Raw genomic sequence first — 17,536 nt, 5'->3', positions numbered from 1 at the left:
TGGTTTATAGTTACTGTAAACGGTTTACTTTTCAAATTGATTTAATATTTCTTGTACGATTTGCATGTCATCAAAATCATGACGCACACCATTAATTTCTTGATACGTCTCATGTCCTTTTCCTGCAATTAAAATAATATCGCCTGGATTAGCCATTTGACATGCCGTTTTTATAGCTTGTTTTCTATCTAAAATAGAAATTGTTTTTTTGAAATTCTGACCTTCCACTCCCGCTTCCATTTCATCAATAATGGTTTGCGGATCTTCCGTTCTTGGATTATCTGAAGTAAAAATGGCTTTATCACTCATTGTTGATGCGATATTTGCCATCATTGGTCTTTTGGTTTTATCTCTATCGCCACCACAACCCACAATCGTTATTAATTGTTCGTTATTAGTACGAATGTCTTCTATTGTTTTTAGCACATTTTCTAATGCATCAGGTGTGTGCGCATAATCAACAATTGCAGTAATTTTTGAATTAGAAATGATAAACTGAAAACGACCTGACACACTTTCTAATTCAGATAATAATCGTAATGCTTCGTTACTTTCAATTCCTAATTCTAACGCAACACCATAAATAGCTAATAAATTATAAGCATTGAATGAACCAATTAATTTTGTCCAAACCTCATCATTATTGATTTTCAGTACTAAACCAGTTAATTGATTTTCTAAAATTTGAGCTTTAAAATCGGCATACGTTTTTAACGCATACGTTCTTTTTCTGGCAACCGTATTTTGAAGCATAATGCTACCATTTTTATCATCTACATTAGTGATGGCAAATGCTGTTTTTGGTAAATTATCGAAAAATGATTTTTTTACATCTCTATATTCTGCAAACGTATCGTGATAATCTAAATGATCATGTGATAAATTAGTAAACACACCACCTTCAAAATGTAATGATTCTGTACGTTTTTGATGAATTCCGTGTGATGAAACTTCCATAAAACAGAATTCGCAACCTACTTCAATCATTTCATTTAAATAATGATTAATGGTTAATGAATCAGGCGTAGTATGTGTCGCTTTATATTCTACCTCATCCACCATAATTTTCACAGTAGAAAGCAATCCAACTTTATAACCTGCTTTTTTAAACATTTGATATAATAAAGAAGCGATTGTAGTTTTACCGTTAGTTCCAGTAATTCCAACTAATTTTATTTTTTGTGAAGGATTATCGAAATAATTAGCCGCTAAAAAGGATAACGCTTGATTCGAATTTTGAACTTTAACGTATGTAATCGTATCTAATAAAGTTGTTGGTAATTCTTCGCAAACAACAACAGATGCACCTAGAGCAATGGCTTTATCAATAAATTGATGACCATCAGAAAGTGTACCTTTTATGGCAACAAAAACATCATTATTAGAAACTTTTCTTGAATCGAACTCGATTTTATTAATTGTCAAATCGGTTGAACCATGAACGGCTTCAATAGTAACTTTATATAATATGTCTTTTAAATTGTTCACGATAATTCAATTGTTATAGTTTGATTTTTCTTAAATACTTCTCCAGGATTAATTGATTGTTTTTTAACTTTTCCAACACCAGAAAACTTCACTTTTAATCCTAAATTTTCTAACAAAGCAATAGCGTCCATTCCTGCCATTCCTTTAACATTTGGAACTTTATTTGTATTTCCTTGAGATTTTTTTTCATAATCGGCATACAAAACATCTTGCTTTGCATTTTTCAATTTTATGCTCTTAAACTTATTCGTATTTGGAACATCCGTAAATATTTTTTGAGCAATACGTTTGAACACTGGTCCGGCAACATCTGCACCGTAATAACCTGCTGCTACATTAGGTTTATGCACCACAACTATGCAAGAATACTTTGGTTGATCTGCAGGAAAATAACCTACAAATGAAGAAGCATAGTAAATTTTATCTTGACCTTTAAAATAATCTACTTGCGCTGTTCCTGTTTTACCAGCCATTGAAAAATCAGCAGAATATAATTTACTTCCTGTTCCTTTTTTAACTACATTTTCTAAAACCTTTTTAACTTTAGCTAATGCTTCATCAGAACACATTTTTTCATTGATGACTTCTGTTTCAATTTTCTTAATGGTTTTATTCCATTCTTTAATTTCTTTTACGAAAATGGGTTTAATCATTTTACCATTATTAGCAATTCCATTATAAATAGCCAAGGTTTGCAAAGGCGTCATAGAAACTCCGTAACCATATGCCATCCATGGCAATGAAAGCGCATTCCAATTAGTCGTTCCTGGTTGTGGAATATATGATTTCCCTTCACCTAACAACTGAATCCCCATTCTTTTATTTAAACCATAACTGTTTAATCTGTCTGTGAATTCTTTTGGGTTATTTTTATAATTTTCTTGAATGGCTTGAACTAAAACCGTGTTTGAAGAAACTTCAAAACCTCTAGCTAATGAAATACTTCCATAACCACCTTCGTGAGAATCTTTAACTTTTTTATTTCTGATAGTAATTACACCGCCATTAGTATTATACACTTTCGAAGTATCCACTTTTTTATCGTCTAGTAAGGCAATTAAATCTAACAATTTGAAGGTTGAACCCGGTTCATGTGATTCGGCAACTGCGTAATTTTGTGTTTCGAAATACGATCCGTCTTCAGCTCTTCCTAAATTTGAAATGGCTTTAACTTCTCCTGTTTTAGTTTCCATTACTACTACACAACCATGATCTGCTTCATAAAACTCTAGTTGTTTCAATAAAGCATGGTGTGCTATATCTTGAATGTAAACATCAATAGTTGAAATAATATCGTATCCATCAACTGGATCTAATTCGTTAACATCTGAAATCGGCTTCCACTGATTTTTTGCAATTTTTTGCATCAAACGGTGACCATTTTTACCATTCAAATATTTACGAAAAGCATATTCTAAACCTTTACCTTGATTACCATCGCGTTCGTAACCAATAGTTCTATTTGCAATTAATCCGACAGGATGTTTACGAACAGTTTGTTGTTCTACGATAATCCCACCTTTATTGGCACCAAGTTTAAATAATGGGAATTTTTTAATACGCATATAATCCGTAAAACTCAATTTACGAGCCACTAAATAATATCTGTTTTTAGTATTACGTGCTTTTCTTAATTCTCTCTGAAATTCACCTGAAGTTTTACTCAACATGGTTGCCAAAGAATCCGAAAGATCTACATAATGCTTTTCAAAATTTTCATCTGTAGGTGCAACGGCATCGAAACGAATTGTATATTCCGGAATAGAGGTTGCTAACAAACTTCCGTCTGAAGAATAAATATTTCCTTTATTAGCTGGGATTTCAAAGTTTTTAACGGTACGTTGTTTCGCTAAATCTCTGTAATAATCTCCACCAACCCATTGAATATTGAATAGTTTAACAGCAATGGCAATAGAAAACGCAAAAACACAGACTACTACAAAAGTGAGTCTGTATGAAATGATGTTATCTTTTTTTACTGCCATATTTTTAACTTATCGAAAAAACTTTTTTCAGCTGGTTTGTGTATTACTATTTTTTTTGGTGGTACCGATGAAGGTAAAATTTGTCTTGCTTCCATTTTTTTTGAAATGGTGGATTCCATTTTTAGTTTCATTAATTCAGAACGAGTATCAACAAACTTGGAACGCAACTCTTTTACTTCATTGGTGAGTTTGGTGATTTTATAATTCTTTTCGTCGTAATTATGATTAAAGTAAATCATCAACATAGCCAATGAAAACAAGAAAATAATGAATTTCCATGTTTTCAAAGCGTCATCTTCAATTAAGAATTTCGCTTTTAAAAGACTATATATACTGTTTTCTTTTGTCATTATATTTTTTCAGCTACACGTAATTTTGCACTTCTTGCACGATTATTAATTTCAATTTCATCGGCAGTTGGTACAATTAATTTTTCAATGATTTTAAACGGAACTTCATAATTCCCAAAAAAGTCACGTTCTGGTTCCCCTTCAAACATTCCGTTACGAATGAATCTTTTTACCAATCTATCTTCTAAGGAATGATAAGAGATGACACTCAATCTACCGCCAGACACTAACAATTCTTCTGTTTGTGTTAAAAATTCTTTCAACACTTCAATTTCTTGATTTACTTCAATTCGAATCGCTTGATAGATTTGTGCTAAAATTTTATTGCTTTTATGAGCTGGTAAAAACTTAGACAATACTTGTTTTAATTGTTCGGTGTTTTTAATTTTCTTATCCGATCTAGCTGCCACAATAGTATTTGCCATTGCGCCACCATTTTTCAATTCGCCAAACTCAACAAAAATTCTTTTCAGTTCTTTTTCATCGTAATCATTTACTACTTCATAAGCTGAAAGTGCATCTTTTTGATTCATTCTCATATCTAAAGCCGCGTCAAATCGAGTTGAAAAACCCCTATCTGCTTCATCAAATTGATGAGACGATACTCCGAAATCACCTAAAATTCCATCAACCTTTTTTACACCATGAAAACGTAAAAATCTTTTGATGAATCTGAAATTCTCATTAATCAAAACAAATCTTTCATCATCTATTGCATTTTCTAATGCATCCTCATCCTGATCAAAAGCGAACAACTTCCCGTTCGGACCCAATCTTCTCATGATTTCTCTTGAATGTCCACCACCACCGAATGTCACATCCACATATACACCATCAGGCTTAATATTTAAACCATCAACTGTCTCTTTTAAAAGTACCGGATTATGATATTCCATCTTCGTCTTCGTTTTGATTACCCATTACTTGTTCTGCTAAATCTGCAAAGTCGGCCATTGAACTTTCTAAAGCAGATTCGTATAAATTTTTATCCCAAATTTCAATGATAGAAACTGCTGAGGATAATACAATGTCTTTATCAATTTTAGAAAACTGAATTAAATCTTTAGGAATTAATAATCTTCCCGTTGCATCAATTTCAACCATTTTTACTCCAGCTGTAAAAGCTCTAATAAAATCGTTGTTCTTTTTCACAAATCGATTTAACTTATTGATTTTCTGCATGACTTTATTCCATTCTGCAATTGGATGCAATTCCAAACAAGGCTGAAACACAGATCTTTTCAACACAAAACCCTCTTCAAGATTGCCCAATTGCTTCTTGAGAGGTGCAGGCACCATTAGCCTTCCTTTTGCATCTACTTTGCACTCATATGTCCCGAAAAAAGTATCCAACTTTTACAAATGAAATATTTATGAGACAAATTTAAAAAATATTTTACCACTTTTTACCACAAATTACCACTTTGTTAATAAGTTTTTACACAAAAATGAATCAAATTCCACTTAAGGTCTTAAAACACACTTATTGACGAAGATTTGAAGTTTTCAACTAATTAAAATTGAGTTTAAAAAACAGGAAGATTTTATAAGATTTTACATCAAACAAATTGAATTTTAGTCATTTATGTAATTAATTATTTTATAATTTCTGTAAATGACCATATGTGAAAAATTTGTGTATTTTTGTAACTATTAGATTATTTGTACACGAAGAGATTTTATGATAAAGAAAGAAAAGAAATATACTTATTTTGAAGCAGGAGAAGGTACTCCAATTATCGTTTTACACGGATTAATGGGAGGCTTGAGTAATTTTGATGGTGTTGCTACTTTTTTCCCAAAAAAAGGATATAAAGTAATCATTCCAGAATTACCAATTTATACGCAGAGTTTACTGAAAACTAATGTGAAAGCTTTTGCAAAATACGTTAAAGATTTTGTTACATTTAAAGGATTTGAACGTGTCATTTTAGTTGGAAATTCGTTAGGCGGACACATCGGTTTATATTTTACAAAACAATATCCAGAATTAGTAAAAGGATTAGTAATTACTGGAAGTTCAGGATTATACGAAAGCGGAATGGGAGAAAGTTACCCAAAACGTGGGGATTATGAATACATCAAAAAGAAAGCTCAAGATGTATTTTACAATCCAGAAATTGCAACTAAAGAAATTGTAGATGAAGTTTTTGCAACGGTTAATGATCGAATTAAATTATTGAAAACCTTAACGATTGCCAAAAGTGCGATTCGTCATAATATGGCAAAGGATTTACCAAAAATGCATGCACCAACATGTATTATTTGGGGAAAACAAGACAAAGTAACACCTCCAGATGTTGCAGATGAATTTAACAGATTACTTCCAAATTCGAGTTTATATTGGATTGACAAATGTGGACATGCAGCAATGATGGAAGAGCCAGACCAATTTAATGAATTATTATACGGTTGGTTAACGGAGAAAAAAATATAAAAACATAAAGTCATTCAAATTTGAATGACTTTTAAATTTTAAATACTATGAAAATTAATAGTGCCGAATTTGTAATTAGTAATTCAGAAGTGGCTAAATGTCCGAAGGACAGAATTCCTGAATATGCTTTTATTGGAAGATCGAATGTTGGAAAATCGTCATTGATTAATATGCTAACGAATAATAAGAACTTAGCAAAAACATCAAGTAGACCTGGAAAAACACAGTTAATAAATCACTTTTTAATCAATAAAAATTGGCATTTAGTAGATTTACCAGGTTACGGATATGCTAAAGTTTCAAAGACTACAAAAGCGAAATTTCAACAATTTATTACGGATTATTTTGAAAGCAGAGAACAATTAATTTGTGCATTTGTTTTGGTAGATATTCGTCATGAACCTCAAAAAATTGATTTAGAATTTATAGAATATTTAGGAGAAAGTGAAATTCCGTTTTGTATCATTTTTACAAAAGCCGATAAAATTGGAAAAAACGTTATTCAGAAAAATGTAGCGGCGTACAAGAAAAATTTATTAGCCAATAATTGGGAAGAAATGCCACAATATTTTGTAACCTCATCTGAAAATGCATTAGGTAAAGAAGACGTATTAAATTATATCGATAGCGTAAACCAAGAATTGTTTACGGGATCTGATTTTTAAAAATCTGATGTTGAATAAAAATAAAAAAACTCCCAAATTGGGAGTTTTTTATTTGTTTTATTTTAATGAATCAATTGCTTTTATTGCAGAATAAGCAATACTATTATCTGGAAATTCTACTAAAGTTTTTTTATAATATTCTTTCATCATCTTACCATTTCCAATTTGACCATAACAAAAAGCGATGTTACACAATGCCATTTCTCTATAAGTCATTTTCGAAGAACTTAAAAGTGTTAAATATCTATACTTGTCAATCCAATTATTTTTCACAAAGAAATTATAGCTATTTTCAAAATTCAAAATTGCAATTTCAAATTTATTTTTTTTCATTAACTTAATTCCTTTCCTATGGCTTTTTGGCACAAAAACCCTCAAACTATAAGAAAACAATAAATAAGTTAATGCGCCATAAAGTATAAATTCCTTTAACCCAATTAAATAGTAGAATCCAAATAATAGTATCATCACACCTATTTGTGGAATTATGGAAATCCAAGCTGCTTGTTTTACTACAGGAATATTTGAAGCCATAATTATCTATAATTTTATTCCAACACTATTACTTTTCCCATCTTCACCTTTTTTTCCATCTTCACCTTTTTCTTGAGCAGTACCAGGTTTACCATTTTTACCAGGTTTACCATCCTCTCCACGAGTTTTAATTCCCACCGAACAGCTTGTAGTCATAACTATAAAAAGAAATATTACTAATTTCTTCATTATAATAAAGATTTTTGTGTCATAGCTTCTGGTTGAGAAATTCCCATTAAATCTAAAATAGTTGGTGCAACATCTCCTAAAACTCCCGAATGAATATTTATTTTATCATTATCGACTAAAATAACTGGAACTGGATTGGTTGTATGCGCTGTGTTTGGTGAACCATCCGGATTAATCATCGTTTCACAATTTCCATGATCGGCAATTACAATCGTCGTATAATTATTCGCTAAAGCGGTTTCAATGATTTCTTTTACGCAAACATCCACAGCTTCACAAGCTTTAATAGCTGCTGGCATACTTCCTGTATGACCTACCATATCACCATTTGCGAAATTTAAACACACAAAATCTACTTCTCCTTTTTGGATTTCAGGCACAAGTGCATCTTTCAATTCGAAAGCACTCATTTCTGGTTGTAAATCGTAAGTAGCTACTTTTGGTGAATTTTTTAAGATTCGCGATTCGCCTTCAAAAGGCTCTTCTCTTCCACCAGAAAAGAAAAAGGTAACGTGTGGATACTTTTCAGTTTCTGCAATACGGATTTGTTTTTTCCCAGCTTTAGAAAGTACTTCACCTAACGTTTCAGTAATATTATCTTTATCATAAATTACGTGTACATTTTCGTAAGTTTCGTCGTAATTTGTAAGTGTTACATAATACAACGGTAATTTATGCATGTTTTGCTCATGAAAATCGGTTTGAGAAAGCGCTTCTGTTAATTCTCTACCTCTATCCGTACGGAAATTGAAGAAAATCACTACATCATCATTTTCAATAGTTTTTCCGTTTTCAGCAAATAAAGGTTTGATGAATTCATCGGTTACGTCATTATCATAACTTTTTTGAATACTTGCCACCAAATCATTTGATTTTTCTCCGATTCCATTTACAATTAAATCGTAAGCTAATTTAACGCGTTCCCAACGTTTATCTCTATCCATCGCATAATATCTTCCTACAACAGAAGCTAATTTTGCGTTGGTATTGGCTAAAAATTCCTGTAAATCTTGAATGTATTTTTTACCTGATTTCGGATCAACATCACGACCATCTGTAAAAGCATGAACAAACATATCTTGCACACCATTTTCTTGTGCCGCTTCTATTAATCCACGTAAATGTGAAGTGTGTGAATGTACACCTCCATCAGAAACCAAACCTAAAAAATGTACTTTTTTATGATTCGCTTTTGCATAATTGAAGGCATCAATTAATGGTTTTTCATATTTCAAGGTATGATTTTGAACTGCTAAATTAATTTTCGCTAAATCCTGATACACGATACGGCCAGCACCTAAATTCATATGACCTACTTCCGAATTTCCCATTTGACCTTCAGGTAAACCTACGTGAAGTCCATCTGTACGCAATTCGGCATTTGGATAATTTTTATATAAAGAATCTATAAAAGGCGTATTGGCATTGTCTATAGCAGAAACTTTTGGATCTGGCGAATGTCCCCAACCATCCAAAATCATTAAAATAACTTTTTTGTTCATTGTGTTTAATTTATGGTACGAAATTACTAAAAAATTAGATTACTTCGTCAGTTCGCTTTGTTCGTATGCTTCGTACCTCGCAATGACCTTAAAATTACGCTTTTCCTTTAAACACGTTTTTCGCTTGATTGTAGTCGATAAAATAACGCAAACTAATAGAAAAAGTATGATTTAATTGTTCGTGATTAAAAACTTGTTTCGCTTGATAACTTAAGTCTTTATCAATTTCTCGTTGAAAAATTCCGGCATTACTTCTATATAAAACCGACATTTGACTTCCTGGTGCAAACCACCAACTGTATGATAAATCGAAATTCCAAGAATTGAAATTTGAGTTTCTATTATTGGTATACGCATATTCTTCTACTCTACCGTTTTCTAACAATTTATAATACGAATTATTTTCAGAAAATGACCAATAATGTCTTAATCTTAATCCGAAATTCATTTGAGCATTGATAGAATATTTACCTTCTAATCCGGTTTCTAACGTTTGATTATCCCTTTTTGCAAAAACAATATCGTCTCCATTTTGTGCGACACGACCTAAATCTTGGTATTCGTTGTAGAAATTATTTCTATAGATTAACAAGAACTTGTCGTTAAAACGGTATCTCGGACTAACATTTAATCCCCAATACCACCAACCTTTCGCTTCAGCAAAACCTATATTTGGTTCTAAATCTAATGCGAATTTATTGTTATAATTTGTAGAAATCCAAGCCCAAGTTCCGTAGTTTTTAGGAAAAATTACATATCTACCTTCCACTTGTGGATTATAGAAATTGTATCGTTCAAAAGGATTAATATTAAATCCGAATCCAGCTGCATGATTTTTCTTATTCGTAAAATTAGCATTGATATTAAAATTCTGATCTTGTAAAAAATGTGTACGATTATCAAACTGATTATATGTACTAAAGTTTATTCGGTATGAATTTAATTTCTCCGTTGGTTTTAACGATCTATAACTAGCACTACCATTTAATGCAAAATAATTAGTTTGAAAGTTTATTCCTAAATCATTATTATCATAATCTTCAGAAACATATTCTCCACCAACCGAAAATCTAACTTTACCTGCTGTTTCAGAAAAATTTAAATTGGATGAAATCCCTTTTTTGTTGTCTAAATCTTTATAATCATTTACATAACTATATCTAAAAACACCATTCGTATTATAGGTATTCTTTTTTGTACTCAAATTGAAAGCTGTTGCTGTTACATTCGCATCTCTAAATTCTCCATCACGCGTTACATTAGTATTAATTAAAGAAACAGAAGAATTTCCATTAAAACGTTGATCAACCACCATAACATTATAATTCGCTAAAGGTTCAACTGTTTCAATTCTTTCATCGCCCGTAACTACATCTCTTATTACTACATCTGTTTTTTTAGTAACCGTATTTAAAAATCCAATTCCTAATCCGTCATTTGTACGACCTGAAACTTTAACTGCATTAACCAAATCCACTGCATTAGGATATTCTACCACTTCTTCTGTTGGTGATGTGTTTGGATATGTACTTGGACCTTGTCCAATCCTTCTCGAATAAAACAATCCACCTTTACTAAATAAATCGGTACCTTCTGTGAAAAAAGGTCGGTTTTCGTTAAATACTTGTTCGAACGGACCTAGATTTAAAATTTTGTTATCAAATTTTGTTTGTCCGAAATCAGGAATTAAAACCATGTCAAGGGTAAAAGCATCTGTTAAACCATACTTCAAATCTAAACCACCTTTTAAAGTTCCAAATGATTTTTCTTTTCCGAAACTATTCAAATAAAAAGAAGAATACGGAATTAAAAACAAACGCGTTGGAGTTTGCACATTAGATATTCCTTCTAATTCTCCAGCTTGTTGTGTAAACGAACCTTTTCTATTATCCACAGGATTCCAAGTGAATTTTTGACGTAAACGTCTTACTTCTCTAAAAAACTGAATGCCCCATTTTTGAATATCTTCTTTAGAAAAACGCAATGCGGCATAAGGAATTTTCATTTCAACTTGCCAACCTAAATTAGTAACTTTAGCTTCACTATGCCAAATAGCGTCCCAAGAAAAATCTTCACCTTGATTCGTTCGAATACAATCGGCTTGACCGCTTGAAGTATTTACGAAGAAACTATATTCGTGCTGACCATCGTTAAAACCGTTAATAAAAACTCCGAAAAAATCGGCAGCACCAAAATCATCTCTTTCAGTAATTTCTTTTAAAATTTTATCCGGCTCATTATCGTATAAGGTTGCACCAATGTAAACCGCATCGTTATCATATAAAACCTTCACTTCAGATCGTAATTCTTCTCTTTCAGGTTTCCCATTATCTGGATCAAACATTACGAAGTTTTTTGCTACCGGCACATTTTGCCAATCGCTTTCGTCTAAATTACCATCTATTTTAATTGATGAAGAGGTTTTAATTGCAGAAACTTTCTTTTTTTCAATTTCAGATAAACTTTCTTGAGCAAAAGAAAATTGAGAGATTAGAGCTAGACTGATGATTTTAAATACTTTCATTTATGATTTGATTAACGATTGAATCGTTAGTCTAATAAGCACAAATAATGTTTCTAAAATAAATGTTAAATTTTATTTTACTTATTTTTCACAAAAAACCTACAATATGTTGAATATCTGAAACCTATAGATTTTAAAGGCTTTTTCAAATAGTACAAATCGACGAAATGCAAAATAATCGACGAAATGCAGAAAAAAATCGTTAAAAAACACGAAAAAATTTTTTTTATTAAAAATTAATTCTATATTTGGCTCCAGAATTATACAACTAACAACAAGATTTACAATGAGTTACAAATTTTTACCTTTACTTTTTTTAGGATTTTTTCTTAACACAAAAATTAATGAAAACACTATAAAAGGTACATCTAAAACAAACTCAAATAAGATTACTACTGAGAAATCAGTAATGCTTGCAGAGAATAAAGTTTTAAGTTTTGAAGAAAAAACAGAACTTCTATATAATGAAATAAACGCTGGTGATTTTACATTACCTAATTTAGAAACTTTTAAAAATGCTTTTGAAGGTTACTCACAATTAGACAATCAAGGTAAAGTTTTAAATAAAGTTTTAACTATTGTTGACTTTAGCTTTTCTTCTACAAAAGAAAGAATGTGGGTAATTGACATGGAAAACAAAGTAGTTTTATTACAAACTTTAGTTTCTCATGGTATGAATTCTGGTCAAGAATTTGCAAAATACTTTTCTAACGAAAATGAATCACACAAAAGTAGTTTAGGGTTTTTCATTACAGGTGAAACTTATGTTGGAAAACACGGATTATCTTTAAAATTAGACGGACAAGAATACGGATTAAACAATAACGCAAGAGAAAGATCTGTAGTTGTTCATGGTGCTGATTATGTATCTAAAAAATTAGCACAAAAACAAGGATTTATAGGAAGAAGTCAAGGTTGTCCTGCTGTAGCACCAGAAGTTGCTTCTAAATTGATCCATACAATTAAAAACAAATCGGTTTTATTCATTTATCATCCAACAAGAATGTATGCAACTAAATCTAAATTAGTTTCATAAATTAAACAAGGAAAAGAATATTACGAACTTTTTAATTTTTCGTATAGCATCATATCCAAATTATAGATATCATCTCTAAACTGCAATCCATTTTTATCTTTCCAACTTGTCCAATAGAGTTGATGGATATAAATGGGTTGTTTTACTTTTATATAGTACGTATCTTTTTTATCAATGATTTTATCAATCTCATCTTTTTCTTCGGCTTCTAGTTTCATTTTTTCAGCCAATTCTTCTGGAGTAAGTTTTTTAGGCTTATAATTTTTTTGAAGCATTAATTTCTTTTCTCTTTCCGCTCTTTCTTTTCGAATCGAATCGATACTTTTCCATCTTCCATTATCTTGATCAGAAAGAATTAATTTAGCTAAGTTTACTGGATTTTCTACACGAACACAACCCGAACTTAATGCTCTATAGGTGTATGCAAAATAATCTCTATGATTAGTGTCGTGCAAATAAACCAAATGATGATTAGGAAAGTTGAATTTTACTAAACCTAACGAATTATTATAACCTGGCGTTTGAACATAACGATAACTTTCAGCTTTATCTGGATTCCAGCTATAAGGAGAAACTTCTTCATTTTTACCATTATAAATAGTAATTCTATTTCTTGAAAAATAATTTCTATTAGCAGAAGCTTCAACTGATAAATCTTCTTTTATAATAGTTGGTGGAACAGTCCAAGTTGGATTAAAAACAAAATTGGACAATCTTGAAGATAAAATTGGAGTCATTCTTTTTGGTCTTCCACAAACAATTTTTCGCGTAGCAATGGTATCGTTATTTTTTACATAATTTAACCAATAATCCGGTAAATTAATTATTAAATATTGATCACCTAAATCTCTAGAAAACCAACGCCAACGCTCTAAGTTAGCTAAAATCTGAGCCTTTCGAGTTTCTTTATTATAATTTAATGCTTTTAAAGTACCAATACCAATTACACCATCATTTTTAAGTCCGTGACGGGCTTGAAATTTTTTTACTGCTTCAAAAGTTTTAGCATCATATTTAGAAGTATAAAGCGTATCATTAACTTTTAAATCTTTCCAATAAACTAAACGACGTTTAATTTCTTTAATGACTTCTAAATTATCATTCAGCTTAATTTTTTGATTGGTATTAATCGAATCAAATTTAGAATTGGGTAAAGTATTAATATTGGCTAAGGCTTCTTTTAAAGACAAATATTGAGGGTGTGTAGGCAACAAACTAGTTATGGTAGCTCCAATTTTTTTGTTCTCAATTGCTGGTTTAATTAAGGAAGATAAGGCTACTTTTTTCTCATATAAATCCCAATTATCATAAACCTCTTTTGGGTTTAATTTACCTCTATAGAAATGGTTACAAATTTTCTCAAAGGTTTGTGTAAGTAAAATATCGTAGGCTAATTGTTCTTCTAATTGTAATGAATCTTTACGTAATTCAATTTGATAAATTTTAGATAAATTATAATCTTCCGGATTCAATCCTTCGTATTTTGCTTTTTCAATTTGAGATATTAAATCTTCTCTATTTTCAGAATCAATCCAAATTTCATGATTATCAAATTGCTTGTAAAGCCCTCTTATACTATCTGTTTTATCTGCTAATAAATCTTCAGGCATTGCGTGAACAGTCATCTTTCTGATGGTATCGAAATAATCTTCACTTTCAACAAATTCTTCCTTAGAGCTGTTTTTACAAGACATAAAAACAACAAAAAGCAAACCTATGAATATGCAAATTTTCTTCATCATATAACAAATTTAAAAAAATATGCGTGCATATTAAATAATGTCGACGAAAAGCGTGTTTAACCGACAAAATTCATATACATCACATAATGAATTCCGATCCCATTAATATCAAATGGCTTGCCAAAAATACGAAAATTATAATTTTTGTAAAAATTTACTGCATTTTCTCTTGCGTTAAACCATAAAATATCTGCTTGATTTTGTTGTACAAACCGAATTGCTTCTTCTAATAAAACACCTCCTAACCTTTTTCCTTGGTAGTCTTCCAAAACCGCCATTCCTCTCAATTGATATTGCTTTTCTTCAGAAAAATGATTCGATTTTGTTTTAAAAATAGAAGCAACTCCTATCAATATTTCATCATTGAACAATCCAAAATGTACCGTTTCTTCTAATTCATCACCTTCAAAATAACACGATTCAATAGGTTTACCTTTTCGTAAAACTTCACTTCTTACCGGAATTGTTTCTAAATGAGAAATTTTTTTTATTTTTATATTACTCATAACCTTTTATTAACTAACGAATTACAAACTTAATCACAAAATATCTTATTTTTTTTCAAAAAAAATTTGCAATTAACTATAATTTGATATTATATTTGCACCCACAAAACAAAAACATCTACCATGCGGAAGTAGCTCAGTTGGTAGAGCGTCAGCCTTCCAAGCTGAATGTCGCGAGTTCGACCCTCGTCTTCCGCTCAAATTTATTGAAATAAAAAATCTACCATGCGGAAGTAGCTCAGTTGGTAGAGCGTCAGCCTTCCAAGCTGAATGTCGCGAGTTCGACCCTCGTCTTCCGCTCTAAAGCCTCAAAGAAATTTGAGGCTTTTTTTATTTAAAAAAAATTTAAAGCTGAATGTCGTCTCGTTACATATAACGAGAACCCTCGTCTTCCGCTCAAAAAAAAAGCCTCAAATAAATTGAGGCATATTTTATTTTAATTCACTCAAGTCAGAACCAGTTTCTAATTCTATTGGCTCTTTACCTTGTTGAAATAATCTTGCAGGCAATTCTCCTTTTAAAGTTATTTTATCTCCTAAAACTTCTAACCAGCTTCCTTCTCTCAATCCTAAAACAGATTGTGGATTATAGTGATGAAACTCTTTAATTCGTGTTTCTCGTGTTTCTCCCATATGTGTCGATCCTTCAATAGGGTCTAAATAATGTGGATTCAAATTAAAAGAAACTAAACCTAAAGTTCTAAAGTTAGGCGGATACATAATTGGCATATCATTAGTTGTACCCATTGTTAAACCACAAATGTTACTTCCCGCACTCGACCCCAAATAAGGTGTGCCGTTTTCAACTGCATTTTGAATAGCATCTAATAAATTAAATTTATACAACATACTAACTAATACAAATGTATTTCCTCCGCCAGTAAATATTGCTTGAGCATTTTCTATAGCTTCAATTTTGTTTTCAAATTCATGCAAACCTTTTACAGCAATATTTAAATCTGCGAAAAAACCAGCAACTTTTTCCGTATATTCATCATGTGAAATTCCGCCTGGACGAGCAAAAGGAACAAAAATTAATTGTTTTACATCTTTAAAAAAGTCGGTTAATGTTGGTTTCAAATATTCTAAATAACCACCATTATATAACGTTGAAGTACTAGCAATTATAACTCTTTTCATATTTTTATATAATTTTCAATATTCTTAACAAAATTTTATTAGTAGATTAAAAATTGAACCTATATTTTTACAAAATAATTCAACTTTATTGAAAAGATTATTACAAATATTAATTTTATTCTGCTCTCAATTTATTTTATCACAACAAGATTCAATAATTAGAGGAAAAATCATTGTAGAAACAAACGACAATGATGGAATTAACATTGTAAATATCTCAAACAAAAGTAACACAATTTCTACTAATGGTGGATATTTTAAATTAAAAGCTAAGGTTAATGATACAATAGTTTTTAGCGCCATTCATTTAGTTGCTAAAAAACACATTGTAACCAAAAAAGATTTCGGAAGCGATTTATTATTTATAAAACTAGAAATTTATAGTAAGCGTATAAAGGAAATAATGGTAACCAGTCATGATAATGTTAATGCAGAAACTTTAGGACTAGTACCAAAAGGACAAAAAAAATACACTCCTGCAGAAAGAAGATTAAAAACAGCATCAGACATAGACGGACAATTTGGACTGAATACACATTTCGGAATCGATCCATTATTAAATGCCATTTCAGGAAGAACAAAACAACTAAAAGCTGAATTAGAAGTAGAACGAAAAGAATTTTTACAAAAGAAAATCAACAATTCATTTGATAGTGATTACATTATGAATACGCTTCATATTCCAGAAGATTATATTAATGGATTTATTTTTTATATTGTAGAAGACAAACAAATTGTAGAAGCTTCAAAAGCAAAAAACAAACAAATGGTAAGTTTTAGAATGAGTCAACTTGCGGTTGAATATTTAAAATTAAACAATTTAGAACCTTACAATCCAAAGCCTAAAGAACCAGAAAATAAAACTGAAGAAGAATTAAAAACCGAAATTAAAGAAACACCTAAACCAGAAACAGAATCTAAAAAAGATGAATAAATTTAAAGTAAGCATCGTATTATTAATTCTAGTCCTTGCAAGTTCTTTTACTTTGCATAAGTTTTACGTGGGTGTTTTTCAAATTGATTATGTAAAAGAAAAAAAAGCCATTCAAATTACTTCTCGTTTATTTATTGATGATTTAGAAAAAGCGTTACACAAAAAATACAAAAAGCATTTTTACATTACCACAAAAGATGAAGTTACCGATGCTAATAAATTTATTGAACAATATTTAGAAGAAAATTTGAAAATAAAAGTCAATAATAAAATTCAGAACTTTAGTTTTTTAGCTAAAGAACAAGAAGACAATATTGTAATTTGTTATTTAAAAATTGACTTTAAAGACAAAATAAAAGATATTGACATTACAAATAATGTATTAATTGATGTTTTTAGTGAACAACAAAATTTAATACATTTGAATATAAATGGTAACAAAAAAACATTATTGTATACCAATACTAATAACAATCAAAAAGTGAAATACAATTAACAAGCTAAT

Annotated in this window: 17 protein-coding genes and 2 tRNA genes; 7 read left to right on the top strand and 12 right to left on the bottom strand. The window is 30.5% G+C overall.

Going from position 1 to position 17,536, the window contains the following annotated elements; genetic code table 11:
• Positions 1–24: 24 nt before the first annotated feature.
• The 5 genes from BMY86_RS05390 to mraZ are packed head-to-tail and all read right to left on the bottom strand — an operon-like array spanning position 25 to position 5,176.
• Positions 25–1,488 (bottom strand): UDP-N-acetylmuramoyl-L-alanyl-D-glutamate--2,6-diaminopimelate ligase, encoded by a 1,464-nt coding sequence (locus BMY86_RS05390; RefSeq protein WP_091466185.1) that lies wholly within the window; start codon positions 1,486–1,488, stop codon positions 25–27.
• Entirely contained in the window at positions 1,485–3,473 is a 1,989-nt protein-coding gene (locus tag BMY86_RS05385) for a penicillin-binding protein (protein ID WP_091466182.1), read from the bottom strand. Before BMY86_RS05385 ends, BMY86_RS05390 begins: the two co-directional genes overlap by 4 nt.
• Complete coding sequence (locus BMY86_RS05380; protein ID WP_091466178.1) at positions 3,464–3,823, bottom strand: FtsL-like putative cell division protein; 360 nt, start codon at positions 3,821–3,823, stop codon at positions 3,464–3,466. Before BMY86_RS05380 ends, BMY86_RS05385 begins: the two co-directional genes overlap by 10 nt.
• Entirely contained in the window at positions 3,823–4,719 is an 897-nt protein-coding gene (gene rsmH, locus BMY86_RS05375; protein ID WP_091466174.1) for a 16S rRNA (cytosine(1402)-N(4))-methyltransferase RsmH, read from the bottom strand. Before rsmH ends, BMY86_RS05380 begins: the two co-directional genes overlap by 1 nt.
• Positions 4,706–5,176, bottom strand: coding sequence for a division/cell wall cluster transcriptional repressor MraZ (mraZ, locus tag BMY86_RS05370; RefSeq protein WP_091466169.1), 471 nt, complete (start codon positions 5,174–5,176; stop codon positions 4,706–4,708). The genes rsmH and mraZ overlap by 14 nt, the downstream gene beginning before the upstream one ends.
• Before the next feature lie 328 nt (positions 5,177–5,504).
• Here mraZ and BMY86_RS05365 point away from each other — a divergent pair, with 328 nt between their 5' ends.
• On the top strand, positions 5,505–6,260 hold the full coding sequence (locus tag BMY86_RS05365; protein ID WP_091466166.1) for an alpha/beta fold hydrolase: 756 nt from the start codon (positions 5,505–5,507) through the stop codon (positions 6,258–6,260).
• A gap of 47 nt (positions 6,261–6,307) precedes the next feature.
• A complete protein-coding gene (yihA, locus tag BMY86_RS05360) occupies positions 6,308–6,925 on the top strand; it encodes a ribosome biogenesis GTP-binding protein YihA/YsxC (RefSeq protein ID WP_091466163.1) in 618 nt (205 codons plus the stop codon).
• Positions 6,926–6,982: 57 nt separating this feature from the next.
• Here yihA and BMY86_RS05355 read toward each other — a convergent pair whose 3' ends face one another.
• From BMY86_RS05355 to BMY86_RS05340, 4 genes are all read right to left on the bottom strand, one after another.
• Complete coding sequence (locus BMY86_RS05355) at positions 6,983–7,459, bottom strand: hypothetical protein (protein ID WP_091466159.1); 477 nt, start codon at positions 7,457–7,459, stop codon at positions 6,983–6,985.
• A gap of 6 nt (positions 7,460–7,465) precedes the next feature.
• Positions 7,466–7,648: a collagen-like protein gene (locus tag BMY86_RS05350; RefSeq protein ID WP_091466157.1), complete on the bottom strand. Its 183-nt coding sequence runs from the start codon at positions 7,646–7,648 to the stop codon at positions 7,466–7,468.
• On the bottom strand, positions 7,648–9,150 hold the full coding sequence (gene gpmI, locus BMY86_RS05345; protein ID WP_091466155.1) for a 2,3-bisphosphoglycerate-independent phosphoglycerate mutase: 1,503 nt from the start codon (positions 9,148–9,150) through the stop codon (positions 7,648–7,650). The genes BMY86_RS05350 and gpmI overlap by 1 nt, the downstream gene beginning before the upstream one ends.
• A 94-nt stretch (positions 9,151–9,244) precedes the next feature.
• The gene (locus BMY86_RS05340; protein ID WP_091466153.1) at positions 9,245–11,674 is read right to left on the bottom strand and encodes a DUF5916 domain-containing protein; all 2,430 of its coding nucleotides are present in this window, start codon (positions 11,672–11,674) and stop codon (positions 9,245–9,247) included.
• A 286-nt stretch (positions 11,675–11,960) separates the two neighbouring features.
• Here BMY86_RS05340 and BMY86_RS05335 point away from each other — a divergent pair, with 286 nt between their 5' ends.
• On the top strand, positions 11,961–12,710 hold the full coding sequence (locus tag BMY86_RS05335; RefSeq protein ID WP_091466151.1) for a murein L,D-transpeptidase catalytic domain family protein: 750 nt from the start codon (positions 11,961–11,963) through the stop codon (positions 12,708–12,710).
• Between the two features lie 20 nt (positions 12,711–12,730).
• Here the strand turns inward: BMY86_RS05335 and BMY86_RS05330 are convergent, their stop codons facing one another.
• Positions 12,731–14,452, bottom strand: a complete 1,722-nt coding sequence (locus tag BMY86_RS05330; protein WP_091466149.1) for a L,D-transpeptidase family protein — start codon at positions 14,450–14,452, stop codon at positions 12,731–12,733.
• A gap of 56 nt (positions 14,453–14,508) precedes the next feature.
• Positions 14,509–14,958: a GNAT family N-acetyltransferase gene (locus BMY86_RS05325; protein WP_091466147.1), complete on the bottom strand. Its 450-nt coding sequence runs from the start codon at positions 14,956–14,958 to the stop codon at positions 14,509–14,511.
• Positions 14,959–15,083: 125 nt separating this feature from the next.
• Here BMY86_RS05325 and BMY86_RS05320 point away from each other — a divergent pair.
• Both BMY86_RS05320 and BMY86_RS05315 read left to right on the top strand, forming a co-directional pair.
• Positions 15,084–15,156: transfer RNA gene (locus tag BMY86_RS05320), tRNA-Gly, on the top strand.
• Positions 15,157–15,185: 29 nt separating this feature from the next.
• A tRNA-Gly gene (locus BMY86_RS05315) sits at positions 15,186–15,258 on the top strand.
• Between the two features lie 131 nt (positions 15,259–15,389).
• On the opposite strand, the gene pepE is transcribed toward BMY86_RS05315, so the two are convergent.
• Positions 15,390–16,097: a dipeptidase PepE gene (gene pepE, locus BMY86_RS05310; RefSeq protein WP_091466144.1), complete on the bottom strand. Its 708-nt coding sequence runs from the start codon at positions 16,095–16,097 to the stop codon at positions 15,390–15,392.
• A gap of 88 nt (positions 16,098–16,185) precedes the next feature.
• Here pepE and BMY86_RS05305 point away from each other — a divergent pair, with 88 nt between their 5' ends.
• Positions 16,186–17,031, top strand: a complete 846-nt coding sequence (locus tag BMY86_RS05305) for a hypothetical protein (protein WP_091466141.1) — start codon at positions 16,186–16,188, stop codon at positions 17,029–17,031.
• A complete protein-coding gene (locus BMY86_RS05300; protein WP_143065600.1) occupies positions 17,024–17,527 on the top strand; it encodes a DUF6702 family protein in 504 nt (167 codons plus the stop codon). Before BMY86_RS05305 ends, BMY86_RS05300 begins: the two co-directional genes overlap by 8 nt.
• The last annotated feature ends 9 nt before the right edge of the window (positions 17,528–17,536 follow it).

It is taken from the genome of Flavobacterium urocaniciphilum, from assembly GCF_900110615.1.
Classification (GTDB): Bacteria; Bacteroidota; Bacteroidia; order Flavobacteriales; family Flavobacteriaceae; genus Flavobacterium; species Flavobacterium urocaniciphilum.
The sequence above is the reverse complement of the archived record's forward strand: the minus strand, read 5'-3'. Positions and strand labels throughout refer to the sequence as shown.